Source organism: Microbispora sp. GKU 823, from assembly GCF_002027145.1.
Classification (GTDB): Bacteria; Actinomycetota; Actinomycetes; order Streptosporangiales; family Streptosporangiaceae; genus Microbispora; species Microbispora siamensis.
Genome location: NZ_MWJN01000149.1, coordinates 1 through 16,301, shown reverse-complemented (window position 1 = coordinate 16,301; position 16,301 = coordinate 1). Strand labels below are relative to the sequence as shown.

The following is a 16,301-nucleotide window of genomic DNA, read 5'->3' as shown; positions in this document are numbered from 1 at the left end:
CCTCTCTAGGGCACGGGTCAGTGACGTCACCCGCACGGCCGGCCGACTTCGGCGGCCCGACCGGCGCCTCCGGCACTGGCCCCGGCCACCGGGTACGGCGGGCGGATACGGCGCGGCGGCGGTTCGGGCGCGGCTCCGGCATCGGACCGGCGGCATCGGGACCGGCGGCGCGAACGCGAACGCGTCGGCCCTGCGCACCGGCGCGGGCAACGGCATGGTCCCGGTGGCGCCGCACGGCACGGGCGGGGACGGCGAGCGCCAGGAGCGTGAGCGCACGACCTGGCTGCTCGAAGACGAGGACTTCTTCGTCAGCGACCAGAAGACCACGTCCCCCCGCATCGACAGGGCGTAAGGCGAGGGAGGCGAGAGGTGAGCCACGATCCCGGCGGCGGGTCGCCGCCGCCGAAGCTGCGGCTGCCCGAGACCTGGCCGGGTCTCGGCGGAGGCCCGGACGAGGTGTACATCGACCACACGCGAGTCCGGCAGATCCTCAAGGGACTGCGGGAGGAGCTCGGCACGCTGCGCGGGCGCGCTCCCGCCAGCATGAGCGCCACCTGGAGCGGCCCGGGGACCGCGGGCGAGGTCCAGGGACTGACCAACGTCGGCCCCTCGGAGACCGGCCCGTGGGAGACGGCCAAGTATTTCGGGTTGAACGCCGAGCAGGCCCACGAGGTGCTCAGCGGCAAGTATCAGCTGCTGATCGACCGCATCGAGGCGATGGTGAGCGCCGTCGAGCAGGCCGTCGTGAACTACGAGAAGGGCCACACGAGCAGCAGCGCGTGAGCTGCCGAGGGCAAGGGGAAAGATCGCGATGGGGGCCGAAGCCGGCTGGGAGCCGATCAAGGTGTACGCGAGCCTCTACGGGCTCGACCCGGACAACCTCTCCCGGGAACAGATCAAGCAGAAGCTGGACGCCGCGAAACCCGACGAGGTCAGGCGGGCCGGTCAGGCGTTCATCGACGCCGCCGATCTGGTGGGCGGGAAGGTCGGCGGCAACGGACCGTCCGAGATAGGTATCCAGGCGGCGCTGAGCAGGACCGCCAAGGACCTGTCCGAGGTCTGGCGCGGCCCGGCGGCCGAGCAGGTGCAGTCGGCGCTCCGCGCGCTGTACGCCACGGCGGGCGCGCTCGGCGACGCCATGACCGCGAGCGGGGCGGCGATGTCCTGGTACGCGGACGTGGTCGGGGACGCGCGGACGAACTTCCCCGCCGCCCCGAGCAACTCGGACGAGGGTGCGGGCGGCGGCACCACGGGAAGCCCGGCGGCCGACCCCGACGAGGCGGCGCGCAGCCACTTCCGCGCGCTCAACGAGAAGATCCAGGAGGCGAACAACGCCTTCGCCGAGGGCCTGGCCTTCGACCTGCCCGCCATCGAGCCGCTGCACATCGACCTCGCGAGCTCTCCCCGCATCCACGTGGGCGGGACGGGGGCGCCCGTCACGAACACCGACGGCGTGTGGCACGGCGGCTCCTCCGGTGACGGCACGTCCGGCTCGGGCTCGTCCGGTTCGGGCTCGGGTTCCACCGGGTCCGGGTCCGGTGGTTCGGGATCCGGCGGAGGCGGCCACTCGGGCGGCGGCGCGGGCTCCGGCAGCGGCGACGGCACGGGCGGGTCCGGCGCGAACGGGCCCGGCAGCGCGGGCGACCCCGGCACGGCGGGACCGTCCCCCGACCCCGGCGGCTCATCGGACCCAGGACAAACGAACACAGGACAAACAGGCACAGGACAGGCGGGCGGCTCCGGCGACGGATCGGGCACGGCTCCGGCCGTGATCGGCGGCTCCGACAGGACCGGCCTGGCGAACGCCCATCCCCTGCCCGGCGGCACGACTCCCGCGGGCACCACGCCCAACGCGTTCACCGGCTATCCGGACGCGCGGATCCCCGTCACGACGTCCGGGCCCACCGGCACCCTGCCGCCCGGCGGGGTGATCGGCGTGTACGGCGGAGCGCGCACCGGCTACGGGGCCGGTGGCACCGCGGAGGCCGGCGCCGTCCTGGGCGGCTACCGGACCGGCCAGAGCGGTGCGGGCTCGCCCTTGTTCCCCTACGCGCCTGCGGGCGCTGATGGGGGTGGGCAGGACGAGCGCGAACGGGAGATCTACGACCCGGAGCCGGACGTCTGGCGCGTGACGAGCCCCATCAGCCCCCATCGCATCGGCTGACGACGGCTCGTCGCCGCCGACGGCGGAAACGGTGTCCGAGAACCAGCGCTGATCCTCACAGAGCCCGGGCTGCTCGCGGGGCGTCCCGGGCATCCCCCTCCGGCCCGTTCGCGTGACGCGGCGGGCGGGCGGCGGGTCAGGGCGGTCACATGCTGAGCCTGCGGCTGATGCGGTCGAGCTCGCCCAGCACGTCTTCGGCGGTCCGGTCGAAGGCGGACTCCGCCTCTCTGACCTGGGCGAGCACGGCCTCCGGGTCGTCCAGGAACCTCGTCTGGTCGCCGTCCTCCCCGAGCACCTCGGCCATGGCCCGGTTCATCTGCCGGTACAGGTCGTCGGACGCGGCGCGCATCGTGTCCTTGATCCGATCGGCGAGCTCGCCCGAGCTCAGCCGCATCGCCTTGGGATGGAGCTCCAGCTCGCTCAGCCCCTGACTGGAGAACTCCACGCTGACCATACCGTCCTCGTCCCGGGCTCGGCCCACGAGCGAGGAGAGGGTTTTCTGGAGCCGCTCGACGGCGGCCATCCTGGCGTCCGCCCGCTCCCTGAACCGCTCCATGTCGAAGTCCTCGAACCCGCCGGCGGTCATCCGAGCCCCTTTCCCCCGCGATTTTCGGAACATCGGCAAGTTAACGCATTCAAAGCGGGGCGTACGGGGTCTACGTGCTCACCCGTTACACATCAGTGAACATCCGTCTAATTTCCGCTATCCACCTGCGGAAACGTCGCCCTGGCGCGTGGCAGGGGCACGAAGCCCGGTGATAGGGAAGATCACGTGTCATACGGTGAACCCTCCCCAAGCCGGTCACCGGCGATTTCCGCGACGGCGTCGCCCACCGGCTCGGTGAGCGCGACGCGGACGTCTCCCGCTTCCCCGGCTCCGTCCGTGCCGTCGATGGTCAGCCCGTGCCCGCACACTCCGCCCTGCCCGCCGCCCGGCCCGTGCCTGCCGGACTCGCTGCGCGGACGGCAGGCGGGAGCGCCTCAGGCCCCGAAGCCGGCCGCGATCCCGGTCACGTACTCCGCCGACCCGGGCGGCGGCTCGTCCGGCCCGCCCGGCTACGAGGTGGCCGCGGGGTTCATCAGGAAGTTCGCCGGCACCGTGGGCGGCTCCGCCGACGGCGTCCGGCGGCTGGGGGACGCCACGCCCCGTTTCCAGGGCTGGAACCTCGCTCCGCTCGCCGGGATCCCCATCGTCGGGCTCACCTTCGTGCACCGGTTCAACAGCGTCTCCGACACCTGGTCGAGCGCCGCCGGCATCCTCGGCGACGCCCTGCACAAGGACGGCGAGACGCTGGTCAGGGCCGCCGACAACTACGTCGCGGCGGAGCAGGCCGGCAAGGCGGCCATCCAGAACACGCGCATCTGAGAGGATCCGCATGTCGACCCCGCCCAGCGAGCCGGGCAAGCTGTTCGTGCCCGGCCGGCCCGCCTCGGGCCCCAAGGAGCTCTACATCACGGACTCGAGCGGCAACGTCCAGCGAGCCGTTTCCGTGGCGCCGGCCGACACGGCTGACACGGCCGCCGCCTCCGCCGCCACCCGTACCGATCCCGGCTTCTTCCGGGACCTGGTCAAGGCGCTGAACCCGCTGCGGCAGCAGACGCGTACGGCGGCGGCCATGTCCGGGCTGGGGATCGCGGCCCTCGCCCTGGACGTCGCCGCCACGCTGAACCTCGGCAACCCCTTCCTCTTCTACGACCGTCGGGAGCTCTGGAAGGAGATGGGCGGCCGGCTGGAGAGCGGCAGGTCCGACATCTGGTTCTCCTACTTCCAGGACGTCAGCCCTAACTGGAAGGGCCACGCGGCGGACCTGCTCGGGCGGCGGGTCCGCTTCAACACCACGGTGCTGTACGAGAAGCTCCACGGCGTCACCGGCGAGATGAGCGGCGCGATGCACAGCCAGTTCAAGGAGGTCCTGGAGTACGACCTGTCGGTGTTCGGCCTCTACGCCGCCTCGGCGCCGATCCTCCGTACGCTGGCGGCCATGAGCGCGCACCCGGCGGGGCGGGTCGCGCTGATATCGCAGGTGGGCGTGTTCGCCAGTGCGCTGGGCAACCTCGTCAAGCAGTTCGCCGACATCTACATGGCCTACGAGAGCGACCTCAACAAGCTGGAGCAGAAGCTCAACGACGTGCGGGCCGCCTTCTTCGACGAGGGCGACCCGGCGCGGGGCCGCCGGGACCTCACGCTCACCCCGGACGTGGCGGACCGCGCGCGCATCCACGACTACTGGCAGCCGGCGAACAAGGATCTTCAGTGAAGAACACGGCCGCGTTCCACGAGGGCAGGGAAGGCGACGTCGCCGGCCTGGTGCGGGAGGTCCAGGGCCGCGTCGGCGCGCTCGCCGACCTGCTCCACGGGCTGAGCGAGGAGGTGATCGAGGGGACCGACGCCACGGGTGCCGTGGTGGCCCGAGTCACCGGAGCGGGCCACCTGCTCGGCCTCACCATCGACCCGCGTGCCATGCGCGACCTCGACCACGTCGCGATGTCCGCCGCGGTTCAGGATGCGATCGGCGCCGCGCGGCGCGGGACGGGTGAGCGGCTGGCGAAGGCCATGGAGGAGTTCGCCGACTCACCGCCGGCCGGCGACCCGCTCGCCCCTCACATCCAGGCCCTGCTGCGGGAGGAGTGAGCGTGGACGAGATGCGTGAGCTCCGGGCCCGCATGGAGCGGTTGTCGCCGCGGCCGCCCTGATGGAGGAGCTCGCCACCGAGTGGAGCACGCGGGAGTACGTCGGCAGGGCCGACGAGGGCCGGGTCACGGCGACCGTCGACGCCGTCGGCACGCTCCGCGCCGTCGACATCCATCCGCTCAGCATGCGCAGGCTCGACAGCCGCGCGCTCGCCGAGGCCGTCCTGAAGGCCGTACGGCGGGCCGAGGCGGCCGCGGAGGCGGCGAAGGAGGAGATACTGCGCGGCGGGCTGGAGGCCGCGGGGGTGCCCCACGTGGCCGGCCTTCTCGGCGACGCCCGCCGCGCGTTCGACGAGCGGGCGTCGTCCGAAGGCGCCGGCCGGCTCTAGCAGAGAACACCGCCGGTTCCCTCGCCGACTCCTGGACGGCTCCGGCCGTCGAGACCGCCAGGCCGCCGGCACGCCGCTTCCCCCGATGCTCAGTTTCTTGAATAGTCATATCCTTGACTATGAAGAAGCGGAGGGAGCGGTTCCATGGCCTTGCGGCACGCCGTCCTCGCGGCGCTGCTCGACGGGGAACTCAGCGGCTACCAGCTGGCCAAGGCGTTCGACGTCGGTGTGGCGAACTTCTGGCACGCCCTGCCCCAGCAGCTGTACGCCGAGCTGGCCAGGCTGGAGAGGGAGGGGCTGGTCGCGGGGCGGCAGGTGGTCCAGGAGACCCGGCCCACCAAGCGCCTCTTCCACGTCACGGACGCCGGGCTCGCCGAGCTGGAGCGGTTCGCGGCGGCCGCGTCGAAGCCGTCGTTCATCCGCGACGACCTGCTCGTCAAGGTGCAGGCGGCCGACCACGTCGACGCCGGGCCGCTGATCCGGCAGGTCGAGGAGAGGGCCGCCATGGCCGAAGCCAAGATCGATCTGTTCCGGCGGATCCTGCGGAAGATGCGCGGTGGCCTGGGCGAGGAGGAGTTCCTCCGCACAGGCGGGCGCGTGGGGCCGTACCTGACCTGCCTGCGCGGTCTGGCCTTCGAGGAGGGCAACCGCGACTGGTGCCTGCGGATCGCGGCGATCCTGCGGGAGAGGAGCGCGGCCGGGCCGGGCGGAGGAAGCACGGCCATGACCCGAGAGGGGACCGCGCGGGCCCGCGGAACTCGGAGGTGGCCCATGCCGAGCGGTGAGCGCCTGCGTTATGTCGCCCTCGGCGACAGCCAGACCGAAGGGCTGGGTGACGGCGACCCCGCTCACCCGCGCGGCTGGGCCGACCGGCTCGCCGAGCGGCTCACGGCCGTGGACCCGGAGGTCACGTACGCCAACCTGGCGGTGCGGGGGCGGCTGGCCGGGGAGGTGCGCGGCGAGCAGCTCGCGCCGGCCCTGGCCCTGCGCCCCCCATTTGGTCACCGTCGTCGCCGGTGTCAACGACCTGATCAGGCCCCGCTTCGACGCCGCCGAGGTGGCCGGGCACCTGGAGGCGATGTTCGCCTCTCTCACGGCCGCCGGGGCCCGCGTCGCGACCCTCACGTTCCCGGACGTCGGGAAGATCGCGCCGATCGCCCGGCCGCTCCGGTCGCGGGTGTTCCAACTCAACGACCGCATTCGGGTGGCGGCGGCACGGCATGGGGTCGTGGTCGCCGAGACGGCGTCTCATGCCGTCTCCACCGACCCCCGGCTGTGGAGCGCCGACCGGCTGCATGCGAGTCCGCTCGGCCACGAGCGCATCGCCGCGGCCGTGGCCCACGCCCTCGGCCTGCCCGGCAGCGACGACGGCTGGACGCTGCCCCTGCATCCCCCGGTGGATCCGGCCGGGTGGCGGATTCTGGGCGCCGAGCTGCGCTGGGCGGGCACGTTCCTCGGCCCGTGGCTGGTGCGGCGCCTCCTCGGCAGGTCGTCCGGCGACGGTCGTACCGCCAAGCGCCCCGCGCTGCTGCCCGTGCGGCCGACCGGGTGACCTCTGGCGGCCAGTGCATTCGGGAAGTGCCGTCACGGGATCCGCGGGGTCAGCCCGACAGGCCGCGCACCCAGGCGTACAGGTCGAGCACGCCCAGCGTGAGCGGGACCAGCGCGACGATCAGCAGCGCGTCGAGGATGTCCGCCGCCCGGCCCCAGAACGGCGAGGGCCTGCCCGTGGGCAGCCAGAGGCCGAGGCCGAGCACGAGCAGGGCCGTCCACAGCACCCCCGATCGTCACGGCCACCTCGGCGACCGCGTCGGCGCCCGTGCCCAGCGCGAACGCCAGCGCGGCGGCCCCCGTCACGGCGGCGAGGATCATCCACAGCCGCTGGGTGACCCCAGCGAAGACCCTCGCCCGCATGGCCAGCGCGAGCGCCAGCGTCGCCGCCGTCACTCGGGCGACCCAGCCGCCGTGCTGGACGAGCAGCAGCTCCGCCGCGACGCCGGCGAGCGCCATCGCGATGACCATGCCGGTGGCGTACCGGTGGGCCTGCGCGGTCCGCTGGAGCACCAGCGGGCCGTCGATCCGCTGGTTGTCGCTGCGCAGCTCCTCGGCGCTGGTGGGCAGCGGCGGCAGCGGCACCCTGGCCATCCGGAACGACAGCGTGGGGATGAGCGGGCTCAGCGCCAGCAGGGCCGTCGCGACCACGGCCGCCGCCCCGGCGCCCGATCCCCCGAACACCATCACGCACGCCGCGCCCACGGCCCCGGCGACGGACGCGACCGCGACGCCGAGGAAGCCGGCCACGCCGTCGGCGATCAGCACGCCGCCCACCGTCGCCACCAGCGCGGTGTACGCGAGCCCGGCCAGCAGGTTCGGCGCCCCGAGAACCAGCACGTCGCCCGACGCCCCGGGCGTGAACAGTCCGGCGAGGAAGGCGTGCGGCAGGGCCGCGTAGCCGACGAGGGCGCCGGCGGTGGGCTGGCCGACGGCCCTGGACACCACGGCTCCGGCGGCGACGAGCAGCACCGCGACGGCTCCGGCCACCCCCGCGGTGAGCCGCGGCGGGGCCGCCGCCAGCGCGAGGACGACGGCGCCGAGCGCGAGCAGCCCGGCGGCCACGCCCATGCCGAGCAGCCTCGTGTGCCGCGGCTCCCACCTGCCGCCGCCCTCCTTGGTCCCGGTGGCGACGACGTCGGCCACGTCGTCGTACACCGCCGGCGGCAGCACCGCGTCGCGCGGGCGCAGGTAGAGGACCTCTCCGTCCAGGACGCCCAGCGTGCCCAGGCTCTGGCCGAGGTCGAGCGGCGGGCCGCCGAGACGCTGGAGCACCCAGCCGGGGGCCGCGGCCGCGTCGCCTCCCACCTCCCCGACCGCCCGGAGCAGTCCGGGCATGACGTGCGGCAGCGGGATGTCCGACGGCAGCGCGAGGTCCGCCTTCCTGCGCGGGGCGACCACGGTGACGTGGCACAGGGGCGGCAGCGGCACGGCCGCCTGCGGCAACGCGCCCTGCTGGGCCGGGCCGTGCTGAACCATGCCCTGCTGGACGACACCCTGCTGAACGTGAAGGGGAGCCGGCGATGACACAGCGGGAATCCTCTCCCGAAGATCTCTCTGACAGCCCGAAAATATCGGCAAACCTGGTAGAAAAGTCAGTCAGATGAGCATTGTCGTGGTCTCGCGCCCCGAGCGCCGCCCGGGCCCCAAACCGCCCCGTGGCGAGATCCTCCTGGAATCCCCGCCGGAGATTCCCGAGGTCCAGCCGCAGGGTCTGATGTCCGTGCTCACGTACGTGCCGATGCTGGCCGGCGGCGCCGCGATGGCGCTGATGTTCACGGCGGGCGGCACCGGCAACCCCCTCATGTACGTGGCCAGCGGACTGTTCGCCGTCTCCATGGTCGGCATGAGCGTCGGCCAGCTCGGACGCAACGCCGGTGAGCGCAGGAACCGGCTCAACGGGCTGCGCCGCGACTACTTCCGCTACCTGTCGCAGATCCGCAGGAAGGTCCGCAGGGCCGCCGTGCAGCAGCGGGAGGCGCTGGAGTGGAGCGGCCCGCCGCCCGACTCGCTGTGGTGGATCGCCATGGGGCCGCGCCTGTGGGAACGCAGGCCGCGCGACGACGACTTCGCGACCGTACGGCTCGGCACCGGCGTGCAGAAGCTGGCCATCCAGCTCGTCCCGCCGGACACCAAGCCGGTGGAGGACCTCGACGCGCTGTCGGCGGGCGCGCTGCGCCGGTTCGTCCGGGCGCACGCCACGGTGTCGGGGCTGCCCGTCGCGGTCGCCCTGCACTCCTTCGCCCGCATCCATCTCACCGGCGATCCCACCGCGGTGCGCGAGCTGGTGCGGGCGATGATCGCACAGCTCGTCGTCTTCCACTCCCCCGACGACATGCGGATCATGATCTGCGCGAGCAAGGAGTGGATGCCCCACTGGGAGTGGGTGAAGTGGCTGCCGCACGCCCTGCACCCCGAGCAGGCCGACGCCGCTGGCCAGGTCAGGCTCATGGCGGAGAACCTCGCCCACCTCGACGCGCTGGTCGGTGAGGAGCTCAGGGAGCGGGCCAGGTTCCGCCCCGGCGCCTCCGCCGAGGCCCTGCCGTACCACGTGGTGATCGTGGACGGCGGGCACGTGCCGCACGACAGCCAGCTCGGCTCCGACGCCATCCAGGGCGTGACCGTGATCGACCTGTCCGGCGTGACCGGACCGGCCCCCGAGGCGATCACGCTCCGGCTGGACGTCCAGCCCGACGGCTTCCACATGGTCAAGATCGACCACGCGGGGCGGCGGTCGAGCAACCGGCTCGGCGACCCCGACCGCCTCGGTTATCCGCAGGCGGAGGGGCTGGCCCGGCAGCTCGCGCCGCTGCGCGCCTCCGCCGGCGCCCAGGGCGAGGCGCAGGACGTGCTCGGCGTCAACACCTCGCTCACCGACCTGCTCGGCGTGGGCGACCCGGTCCGTCTCGACCCCGCGGTGATCTGGCAGCCCCGCGCCGGACGCAACCGGCTGCGGGTGCCGATCGGCCTCGGCGCGGACGGACGGGTCGTCGAGCTCGACATCAAGGAGTCGGCGCAGGGCGGCATGGGGCCGCACGGCCTGGTCATCGGGGCGACCGGATCCGGCAAGAGCGAGCTGCTGCGCACGCTGGTGCTCGGCCTGGCCATCACGCACTCCTCCGAGATCCTGAACTTCGTGCTGGTGGACTTCAAGGGCGGCGCCACGTTCCTCGGCCTGGAGTCCCTGTCCCACGTGTCGGCGGTCATCACCAACCTGGAGGACGAGCTGCCGCTCGTCGACCGCATGCACGACGCGCTGCACGGCGAGATGGTGCGCCGCCAGGAGCTGCTGCGCGCCGCGGGCAACTACGCCTCGCTGCGCGACTACGAGCGGGCCAGGGAGCAGGGCGCCGATCTCAAGCCGATGCCGACCCTGTTCGTCGTGATCGACGAGTTCAGCGAGCTGCTCACCGCCAAGCCGGAGTTCATCGACCTGTTCGTGATGATCGGGCGGCTCGGCCGCTCGCTCGGCGTGCACCTCCTGCTGGCCTCCCAGCGCCTGGAGGAGGGCCGGCTACGCGGACTCGACACCCACCTGTCGTACCGGATCGGCCTGCGCACGTTCTCGGCCATGGAGAGCCGGGTCGTGCTCGGCGTCGCCGACGCCTACGAGCTGCCGCCCGCGCCGGGCAACGGCTACCTGAAGTACGACACCACGGGGATGACCCGGTTCAAGGCCGCCTACGTGTCCGGCCCCCACCACGCCGACCCCACGCGGTCCGCGCCCGGCGAGGCCGGCCGGCCGGTGCGCGACGTGGTGGAGTACGGCACCGCCTTCGCGCCCGTGGAAGTGACCGAGACGCCCAGGGAACTGGTGCCCGCCGAGGAGGCCGGCGGCCCACGGCACAGCCTGCTCGACGTCGTGGTCGGCCGGCTCGCCGGCCACGGCCCGCCCGCGCACCGGATCTGGCTGCCTCCGCTGGCCGAGCCGCCGACGCTGGCCCACCTGTTGCCGCCGCTGTCCGTCACCCCCGAGCACGGCCTGACCACCGCGACCTGGGGCGGCCGGGGGATGCTCCACGCGGTCGTCGGCATCGTCGACCGGCCGTTCGAGCAGCGCCGCGACCCCTACTGGCTGGACCTGTCGGGAGGCGCGGGCCACGTCGGCGTCGCGGGCGGCACACAGAGCGGCAAGAGCACGGTGCTGCGGACCCTGATCACGAGCATGGCCCTGATGCACACGCCGCGCGAGGTGCAGTTCTACTGCCTGGACTTCGGCGGCGGCTCCCTCGCCTCGCTGGAGGCGCTGCCGCACGTGGGCGGCGTCGCGAGCCGCCTCGACGCCGACCGCGTGCGCCGTACGGTCGCCGAGATCTCCACGATCCTGGAGCGGCGTGAGGCGGACTTCGCCGAGCACGGCATCGAGTCGGTCGCGGCCTACCGGCGGATGCGGGCCGAGTCCGGCCGCGACGGCGACGGCTGGGGCGACGTGTTCCTGGTCGTGGACGGCTGGCTGACGCTCAGGCAGGAGTTCGAGTCGCTCGAACCGGTCGTCACCGACATCGCCGCCCGGGGTCTCGGATACGGCATCCACGTGGTGGCGGCCACCAACAAGTGGTCGGAGTTCCGGGCCAGCATCCGCGACCTGTTCGGCACCAGGGTCGAGCTCAAGCTCGGCGACGCCTACGAGTCCGAGGTGAACAGGAAGGCGTCGCTGGCGGTTCCCGAGGGCGTGCCGGGACGCGGCCTGACCAAGGAGGGGCTGCACTTCCTGTCGGCGCTGCCGCGGATCGACGGCGTGCAGAGTTCCGAGGATCTCGCGGCGGGCGTCCGCGGTCTGGTGCACGCGGTCAGGGAGGCCTGGCAGGGCCCGCCCGCGCCGGCCATCCGGCTGCTGCCGCCGGTGCTGCCCGCGGCCTCGCTGCCCGGCCCCGAGGACACGGGACCGAAGATCCCCATCGGCATCGACGAGGCGACGCTCTCGCCCGTGCTGCTCGACTTCGACGCCGATCCGCACTTCGTCGTCCTTGGCGACACCGAGAGCGGCAAGTCGAACCTGCTGCGGCTCGTCGCCGAGGGGCTGGTGGCCAGGCGGCAGCCGCACGAGGCGATGATGATCGTCATCGACTACCGCAGGTCGCTGCTCGACTCGGCCGCGACCGCCCACCGCATCGGCTACGCGGCGTCGAGCACCGCCGCCCAGGAGCTGATCAACAACGTCCGCGGGGCCCTGCTGAAGCGGCTGCCCCCGGCGGACCTCACGCCCGAGCAACTGCGGGACAGGAGCTGGTGGCAGGGTTCCGACGTCTACGTCGTCGTGGACGACTACGACCTGGTCGCCACCTCGTCCAACCCGCTGCTGCCCCTGGTTGACCTGCTGCCGCAGGCGCGGGACATCGGGCTGCACCTGGTCCTGTCGCGTCAGATGGGCGGCGCCGGCCGGGCCATGTACGACCCGGTCATCCAGAAGCTGAAGGACATGGCCAGCCCCGCCGTCATCCTGTCCGGCAACAAGGACGAGGGCTACCTGTTCGGCAACGTCCGGGCGCATCCGCTGCCGCCCGGCCGGGGCTACCACGTCGACAGGAGGTTCGGCGCGCGGCTCGCCCAGACCGCGTTCCTGCCTCCTCCCGGGGAAGAGTGACAGGCGGAGAGGAGCGGTACGTGGCCGGTTTCGACATCCACTTCCAGGCGCTCGAAAGCTGCCGTACGGCGGTGAGCAAGGCCTGGGGCCAGTACGAGAGCCTGCACGGCGGCCTGCCCGAGACGCCCGGCACCCGGGCGGCCGCCTTCGGGCACGTGGACGGGCGCGGCGGCGCTGGCGGCGGCCGTCGACGCCGCCTACGCCGCGCTGACCGCGGAGGCGGCCGACGCGAGAACCAAGCTGAAGGGCGTGGAGCGGGCACTGGAAGCCGTGCAGGACAACGTCAGGACGGCCCACAAGGCCACGTCCACCTCGATGCAGGTATGAGTGGGGTCTCGGACCTGCCGGGCGGCGCCGAGCTGGCCGCCATGGCGGAGAAGGTGAGCGGCGATCCCGGTGAGATCCGCGACATCGCCGGGAAGTGGCGCGGCGCGGCCGGCGACGCGCAGGACTACGCGGGCGGCGTGGGCCGGGCCGTGCGCACCGTGGACGCCGCGTGGCAGGGCCGCTCCGCCGACGCCTTCGTCACCTACATGAACAGGTACGGCAAGGCGGCGGACGGCCTCCACGACGCCCTGGTCGCGTGCGCGGGCGCGCTGGACAAGGTCGCCGGCGCACTGGAGAGCGCCAAGTCGAAGATCGACGGCATCTGCGCCGACGTGGTCGCCGAGGCTGCGGCCTACCGCGGCCGGAACCCGGATGCCACGGGCAAGGAGCTGGAGAACGGGCTGCGGGCCATCGTCTCCCGGGGCGTCGAGGACGCACGGCCGCACCTGGAGCAGGTGACCACGGCCGTCGGCGACGCCGCGAAGACGCTGGGCACCCGCCTGGGCGGTGACTACCGTGACGGCGCGCTCACCTTCGCCAAGATCCCGGACCCGGGCAAACAGGAGTTCGTGCCCCGGCACGGGCACCCGGTCGACTGGCAGCGCACCCCCGGCTACACCGGGCCCCCCGGTGACAAGGCGCACCCGACGTACGCCTCGTACCGCCCGACGAGCCTGAGCGGCGTGAGCGGCCCGGGCGGGAGCGGCGGCTTCGGCGGCTACGGCCCCAGCGGCCCGCCGCCGGCCGGCGGCGGGCCCGCGCCCACGGGCCAGGTCAAGGAGTGGATCGAGCAGGCCATCGAGATCCTCAAGGCGCAGGGCTATCCCGCCGAGAAGATGAACCGGGACGACATCTGGATGATCATCCGGCACGAGTCGGGCGGGAACCCGCACGCGATCAACAACTGGGACTCGAACGCGGCCGCCGGAACCCCCTCGAAGGGGCTGATGCAGACCATCGATCCCACGTTCAACCGTTGGTCCCTGCCGGGGCACAAGGACATCTGGAACCCGGTCGACAACATCATCGCGGGCGTCCGCTATGCCATCGAGCGCTACGGCTCGGTCTCGGCCGTGCCCGGCGTGGTGGGCATGAAGACCGGCACCGGCTACCGCGGGTACTGATCGTTCAGGCGGCCGGGAAGTCGGTGGCGGGCGCGGTGAGCGCGGCGGCCTCGACGTTCGCCCGCAGGGCCCCGACCTTGGCCGTGGCGTAGGAGTGGGCGTCCGAGCCGAGCAGCAGCCGCAGCGGGCCCTCCCCGGCCAGGACCCGGTCGATGATCGCGGCGGCGCCCCTGACCGGGTCGCCGAGCTGGCTGCCCTGGAGCTTGAGGTGGTCGCGGGTCATCTCACGGATGGCCGGGTAGTGCGCGGTCGTCTCGGCGGGCAGGGCGAGCGAGTCCTCGGTGAGGAAGTCGGTGCGGAAGTAGCCGGGCTCGACGATGGTGACCCTGATGCCGAAGTCCGCCACCTCGGCGGCGAGGGCCTCGCTCAGCCCCTCCAGCGCGAACTTCCCGGCACAGTAGAGAGCCCAGCCCGGGACGGCGGTCAGGCCCAAAATCGAGGACACGTTGACGACGTGGCCGCCGCGTTGCTCGCGGAGGACGGGCAGGGCGGCGCGCAGCACGTTCCAGACGCCCACGACCTGGACGTCGAGCATGTCGCGGACCTCGCGGTCGCCGGTCTCCTCCACCGCGGCCAGGAAGCCGTAGCCCGCGTTGTTGACGACGACGTCCAGGCCTCCCAGGCGCTCGGTGGTCTCCCGGACGGCCCGCCCGACCGCCGCCTCGTCGCGCAGGTCGACGGTGAGCGGAAGAAGGCGCGACGGGTCGATCCCTTCGCCGCCGAGCGCGGCGAGCAGCCGCTCGGACGACCGCGTCGTCGCGGCCACGCGGTCACCGCGCTCCAGAACCTGCTTGACCAGTTCGAGGCCCAGGCCGCGGGAGGTGCCGGTCACGAACCAGACGCCGGTCGATCTGTCGGGAAGCTCATGGTCATCCTCTGCTTGTCTAATGCTCTGCTTGTCGAATGTCGCCGTAGCGCCGGCCGCGAAGCCCCGGAGACCGGCACGGCACCAGCCTGGACCGCCACGACCGGCCGTAGGGAGCCATGTCGCGCCCTGTACGACCGAGCACAGGGGAACCTAGGACGCACAGGGCCAGTCAGGACCGGACGGCAGAGGGGGAGACTGGGTCGCATGGCCGAGACCAACCGCGAACTCGCTGATTTCCTGAGACGGGCCCGGAGCCAGGTCGACCCGTCACGGGCCGGCCTGCCCCCGGACGGCCGCGTACGAAGGGTCCCGGGACTGCGCCGCGAGGAGGTCGCCCTCCTGGCCGGAGTCTCGACCGACTACTACGCCCGCCTCGAACAGGGCCGGCGCATCACCCCGTCACCGGCCGTCGTCGAGGCCATCGGCCGTGCCCTCGGGCTCGACGACGCGGGACGCGCGCATCTGCACGACCTCATCGGCATCACCGCGGCGCCCGTACGGCGACGAGCCCGCGGCGTCCAGCGTGTGCGCCCCGGGCTCTACCAGCTCATCGAGGCCCTCGACGGCGAGCCCGCCCTCGTCCTCGGCCGCCGCACCGACGTGCTCGCCGCCAACCGGATGGCGAAAGCGCTGTTCACCGACTTCGAACGGCTGCCGCCCCGGCACCGCAACTACGCACGGTGGATGTTCCTCGACGAGGACGCCCGATCGCTGTTCGCCGACTGGGAGGTCCAGGCACGGGCCGCGGTCGAGAGCCTGCGGCTCGACGCCGGCCGCGACCCGGACGACCAGGCCACCACCGCCCTCATCGCCGACCTGCGCGAACACAGCCGCGAGTTCGCCCACTGGTGGGACCAGCACCGCGTGCACCAGCGCACCCACGGCTCCAAGCGGCTGCGTCACCCTCTCGTCGGTGAACTGACCGTCGAGTACGAGACGCTCTCCCTGCCCGGAGACCCCGATATGACGCTCTTCGTCTACACCGCCGAAGCGGGCTCGTCCTCGAAACGCGCCCTGGACCTTCTCGCGAGCTGGACCCTCCCCGGCCCCGGCGGCGATGGGATCTCCCCTCGCGACCGGCGGGGAGATGGCCGGAGACAGGTGGACGACGCCGATCGCGCGTGACACGTCCTGGGGCGTCACCCGTCGGCGGGGCCGCGCAGACGAAAGGCCGGGCGGGTGCCCGCCCGGCCTTCGTGTGGATCGGTCAGCCGCAGTTGCCCCAGTCGGAGCTGGTGCCGGCCGAGCCGACGCGGCCGGAGTACCTGACGCACTTGCCCTTGGCCTGTAGCTTCACCGGGCCGGCGTAGTACTCGTAGTTACCGCTGTCGGTCTTCATGCCGCCGCCCTGGACCTCCAGGGTCGCGGAGACGGGCGTCGCCTTGCCGACGTCGGTCGTCTTGATGGTGACGACGCAGTTCTCCCCCGTGCTCGCGTTGTACAGCTGGTAGACGGTGCCTGCCGCCAGAGGGCTGCTGTGCTGCACGTAGAAGCCCGACCCGCAGACCTGGGTCGCGCTGTAGGGGTTCCTGGCCGGCGCCGCGGTCGTCGGCTTGGGCGCCGGGGTGGTCGGCTTGGGTGCCGCGGTCGTCGGCCTCGGTGCCGGAGTGCTCGGCTTCGGTGCCTGGGTCGTCGGCCTGGGCGCCGGAGTGCTCGGCTTCGG

14 protein-coding genes and 3 pseudogenes are annotated in these 16,301 nt (G+C 72.9%); 12 read left to right on the top strand and 5 right to left on the bottom strand.

Features of this window, described 5'->3' with window-relative positions:
• The 3 genes from B1L11_RS47625 to B1L11_RS41475 form a co-directional block, all read left to right on the top strand.
• A partial coding sequence (locus tag B1L11_RS47625; RefSeq protein ID WP_218671635.1) for a hypothetical protein occupies positions 1–352 on the top strand: 352 nt, incomplete at its 5' end.
• A gap of 17 nt (positions 353–369) precedes the next feature.
• Positions 370–783 carry a hypothetical protein gene (locus tag B1L11_RS41480; RefSeq protein ID WP_079320680.1) on the top strand — a complete coding sequence of 138 codons (414 nt, stop codon included), beginning with the start codon at positions 370–372 and terminating at the stop codon, positions 781–783.
• Positions 784–811: 28 nt separating this feature from the next.
• Entirely contained in the window at positions 812–2,164 is a 1,353-nt protein-coding gene (locus B1L11_RS41475) for a WXG100 family type VII secretion target (protein WP_079320679.1), read from the top strand.
• A gap of 145 nt (positions 2,165–2,309) precedes the next feature.
• Here B1L11_RS41475 and B1L11_RS41470 read toward each other — a convergent pair whose 3' ends face one another.
• Entirely contained in the window at positions 2,310–2,750 is a 441-nt protein-coding gene (locus B1L11_RS41470) for a YbaB/EbfC family nucleoid-associated protein (protein ID WP_079320678.1), read from the bottom strand.
• A 255-nt stretch (positions 2,751–3,005) separates the two neighbouring features.
• Here B1L11_RS41470 and B1L11_RS41465 point away from each other — a divergent pair, with 255 nt between their 5' ends.
• The 6 genes and pseudogenes from B1L11_RS41465 (at position 3,006) to B1L11_RS41445 (ending at position 6,736) form a co-directional block, all read left to right on the top strand.
• Positions 3,006–3,530 (top strand): hypothetical protein, encoded by a 525-nt coding sequence (locus B1L11_RS41465; RefSeq protein ID WP_143737923.1) that lies wholly within the window; start codon positions 3,006–3,008, stop codon positions 3,528–3,530.
• A gap of 10 nt (positions 3,531–3,540) precedes the next feature.
• A complete protein-coding gene (locus tag B1L11_RS47620) occupies positions 3,541–4,422 on the top strand; it encodes a hypothetical protein (RefSeq protein ID WP_179155561.1) in 882 nt (293 codons plus the stop codon).
• A complete protein-coding gene (locus tag B1L11_RS47615) occupies positions 4,419–4,796 on the top strand; it encodes a YbaB/EbfC family nucleoid-associated protein (protein ID WP_179155560.1) in 378 nt (125 codons plus the stop codon). Before B1L11_RS47620 ends, B1L11_RS47615 begins: the two co-directional genes overlap by 4 nt.
• Positions 4,797–4,857: 61 nt before the next feature.
• A complete protein-coding gene (locus B1L11_RS41455; protein WP_079320675.1) occupies positions 4,858–5,184 on the top strand; it encodes a YbaB/EbfC family nucleoid-associated protein in 327 nt (108 codons plus the stop codon).
• Positions 5,185–5,328: 144 nt separating this feature from the next.
• A pseudogene (locus tag B1L11_RS41450) lies at positions 5,329–5,805 on the top strand (PadR family transcriptional regulator); the annotation flags it as partial.
• Between the two features lie 376 nt (positions 5,806–6,181).
• Positions 6,182–6,736: an SGNH/GDSL hydrolase family protein gene (locus B1L11_RS41445; RefSeq protein WP_306291773.1), complete on the top strand. Its 555-nt coding sequence runs from the start codon at positions 6,182–6,184 to the stop codon at positions 6,734–6,736.
• Between the two features lie 49 nt (positions 6,737–6,785).
• Here B1L11_RS41445 and B1L11_RS53230 read toward each other — a convergent pair whose 3' ends face one another.
• Complete coding sequence (locus B1L11_RS53230) at positions 6,786–6,941, bottom strand: hypothetical protein (protein ID WP_256863337.1); 156 nt, start codon at positions 6,939–6,941, stop codon at positions 6,786–6,788.
• 112 nt (positions 6,942–7,053) lie between these two features.
• Positions 7,054–8,214, bottom strand: a pseudogene (eccD, locus tag B1L11_RS41440) (type VII secretion integral membrane protein EccD); the annotation flags it as partial.
• A gap of 124 nt (positions 8,215–8,338) precedes the next feature.
• Between eccD and eccCa the strand changes: the two are divergent.
• Both eccCa and B1L11_RS41430 read left to right on the top strand, forming a co-directional pair.
• Positions 8,339–12,319: a type VII secretion protein EccCa gene (gene eccCa / locus B1L11_RS41435; protein ID WP_079320674.1), complete on the top strand. Its 3,981-nt coding sequence runs from the start codon at positions 8,339–8,341 to the stop codon at positions 12,317–12,319.
• A 20-nt stretch (positions 12,320–12,339) separates the two neighbouring features.
• Complete coding sequence (locus B1L11_RS41430) at positions 12,340–13,770, top strand: WXG100 family type VII secretion target (RefSeq protein WP_143737922.1); 1,431 nt, start codon at positions 12,340–12,342, stop codon at positions 13,768–13,770.
• A gap of 4 nt (positions 13,771–13,774) precedes the next feature.
• Here the strand turns inward: B1L11_RS41430 and B1L11_RS41425 are convergent, their stop codons facing one another.
• On the bottom strand, positions 13,775–14,602 hold the full coding sequence (locus tag B1L11_RS41425) for an SDR family NAD(P)-dependent oxidoreductase (RefSeq protein WP_256863336.1): 828 nt from the start codon (positions 14,600–14,602) through the stop codon (positions 13,775–13,777).
• Between the two features lie 240 nt (positions 14,603–14,842).
• On the opposite strand from B1L11_RS41425, the gene B1L11_RS41420 reads away from it, so the two are divergent.
• Positions 14,843–15,763, top strand: a complete 921-nt coding sequence (locus tag B1L11_RS41420) for a helix-turn-helix transcriptional regulator (protein ID WP_079320671.1) — start codon at positions 14,843–14,845, stop codon at positions 15,761–15,763.
• A gap of 82 nt (positions 15,764–15,845) precedes the next feature.
• Here the strand turns inward: B1L11_RS41420 and B1L11_RS47610 are convergent.
• Positions 15,846–16,301, bottom strand: a pseudogene (locus B1L11_RS47610) (serine/threonine protein kinase); the annotation flags it as partial.

Bases quoted from the DNA above. Each gene is read 5' to 3' on its own strand.
- B1L11_RS41475 (WP_079320679.1), top strand. From the start codon at position 812: ATGGGGGCCGAAGCCGGCTGGGAGCCGATCAAGGTGTACGCGAGCCTC.
- B1L11_RS41470 (WP_079320678.1), bottom strand. From the start codon at position 2,750: ATGACCGCCGGCGGGTTCGAGGACTTCGACATGGAGCGGTTCAGGGAG.
- B1L11_RS47620 (WP_179155561.1), top strand. From the start codon at position 3,541: ATGTCGACCCCGCCCAGCGAGCCGGGCAAGCTGTTCGTGCCCGGCCGG.
- B1L11_RS41455 (WP_079320675.1), top strand. From the start codon at position 4,858: ATGGAGGAGCTCGCCACCGAGTGGAGCACGCGGGAGTACGTCGGCAGG.
- eccCa (WP_079320674.1), top strand. From the start codon at position 8,339: ATGAGCATTGTCGTGGTCTCGCGCCCCGAGCGCCGCCCGGGCCCCAAA.
- B1L11_RS41420 (WP_079320671.1), top strand. From the start codon at position 14,843: ATGGCCGAGACCAACCGCGAACTCGCTGATTTCCTGAGACGGGCCCGG.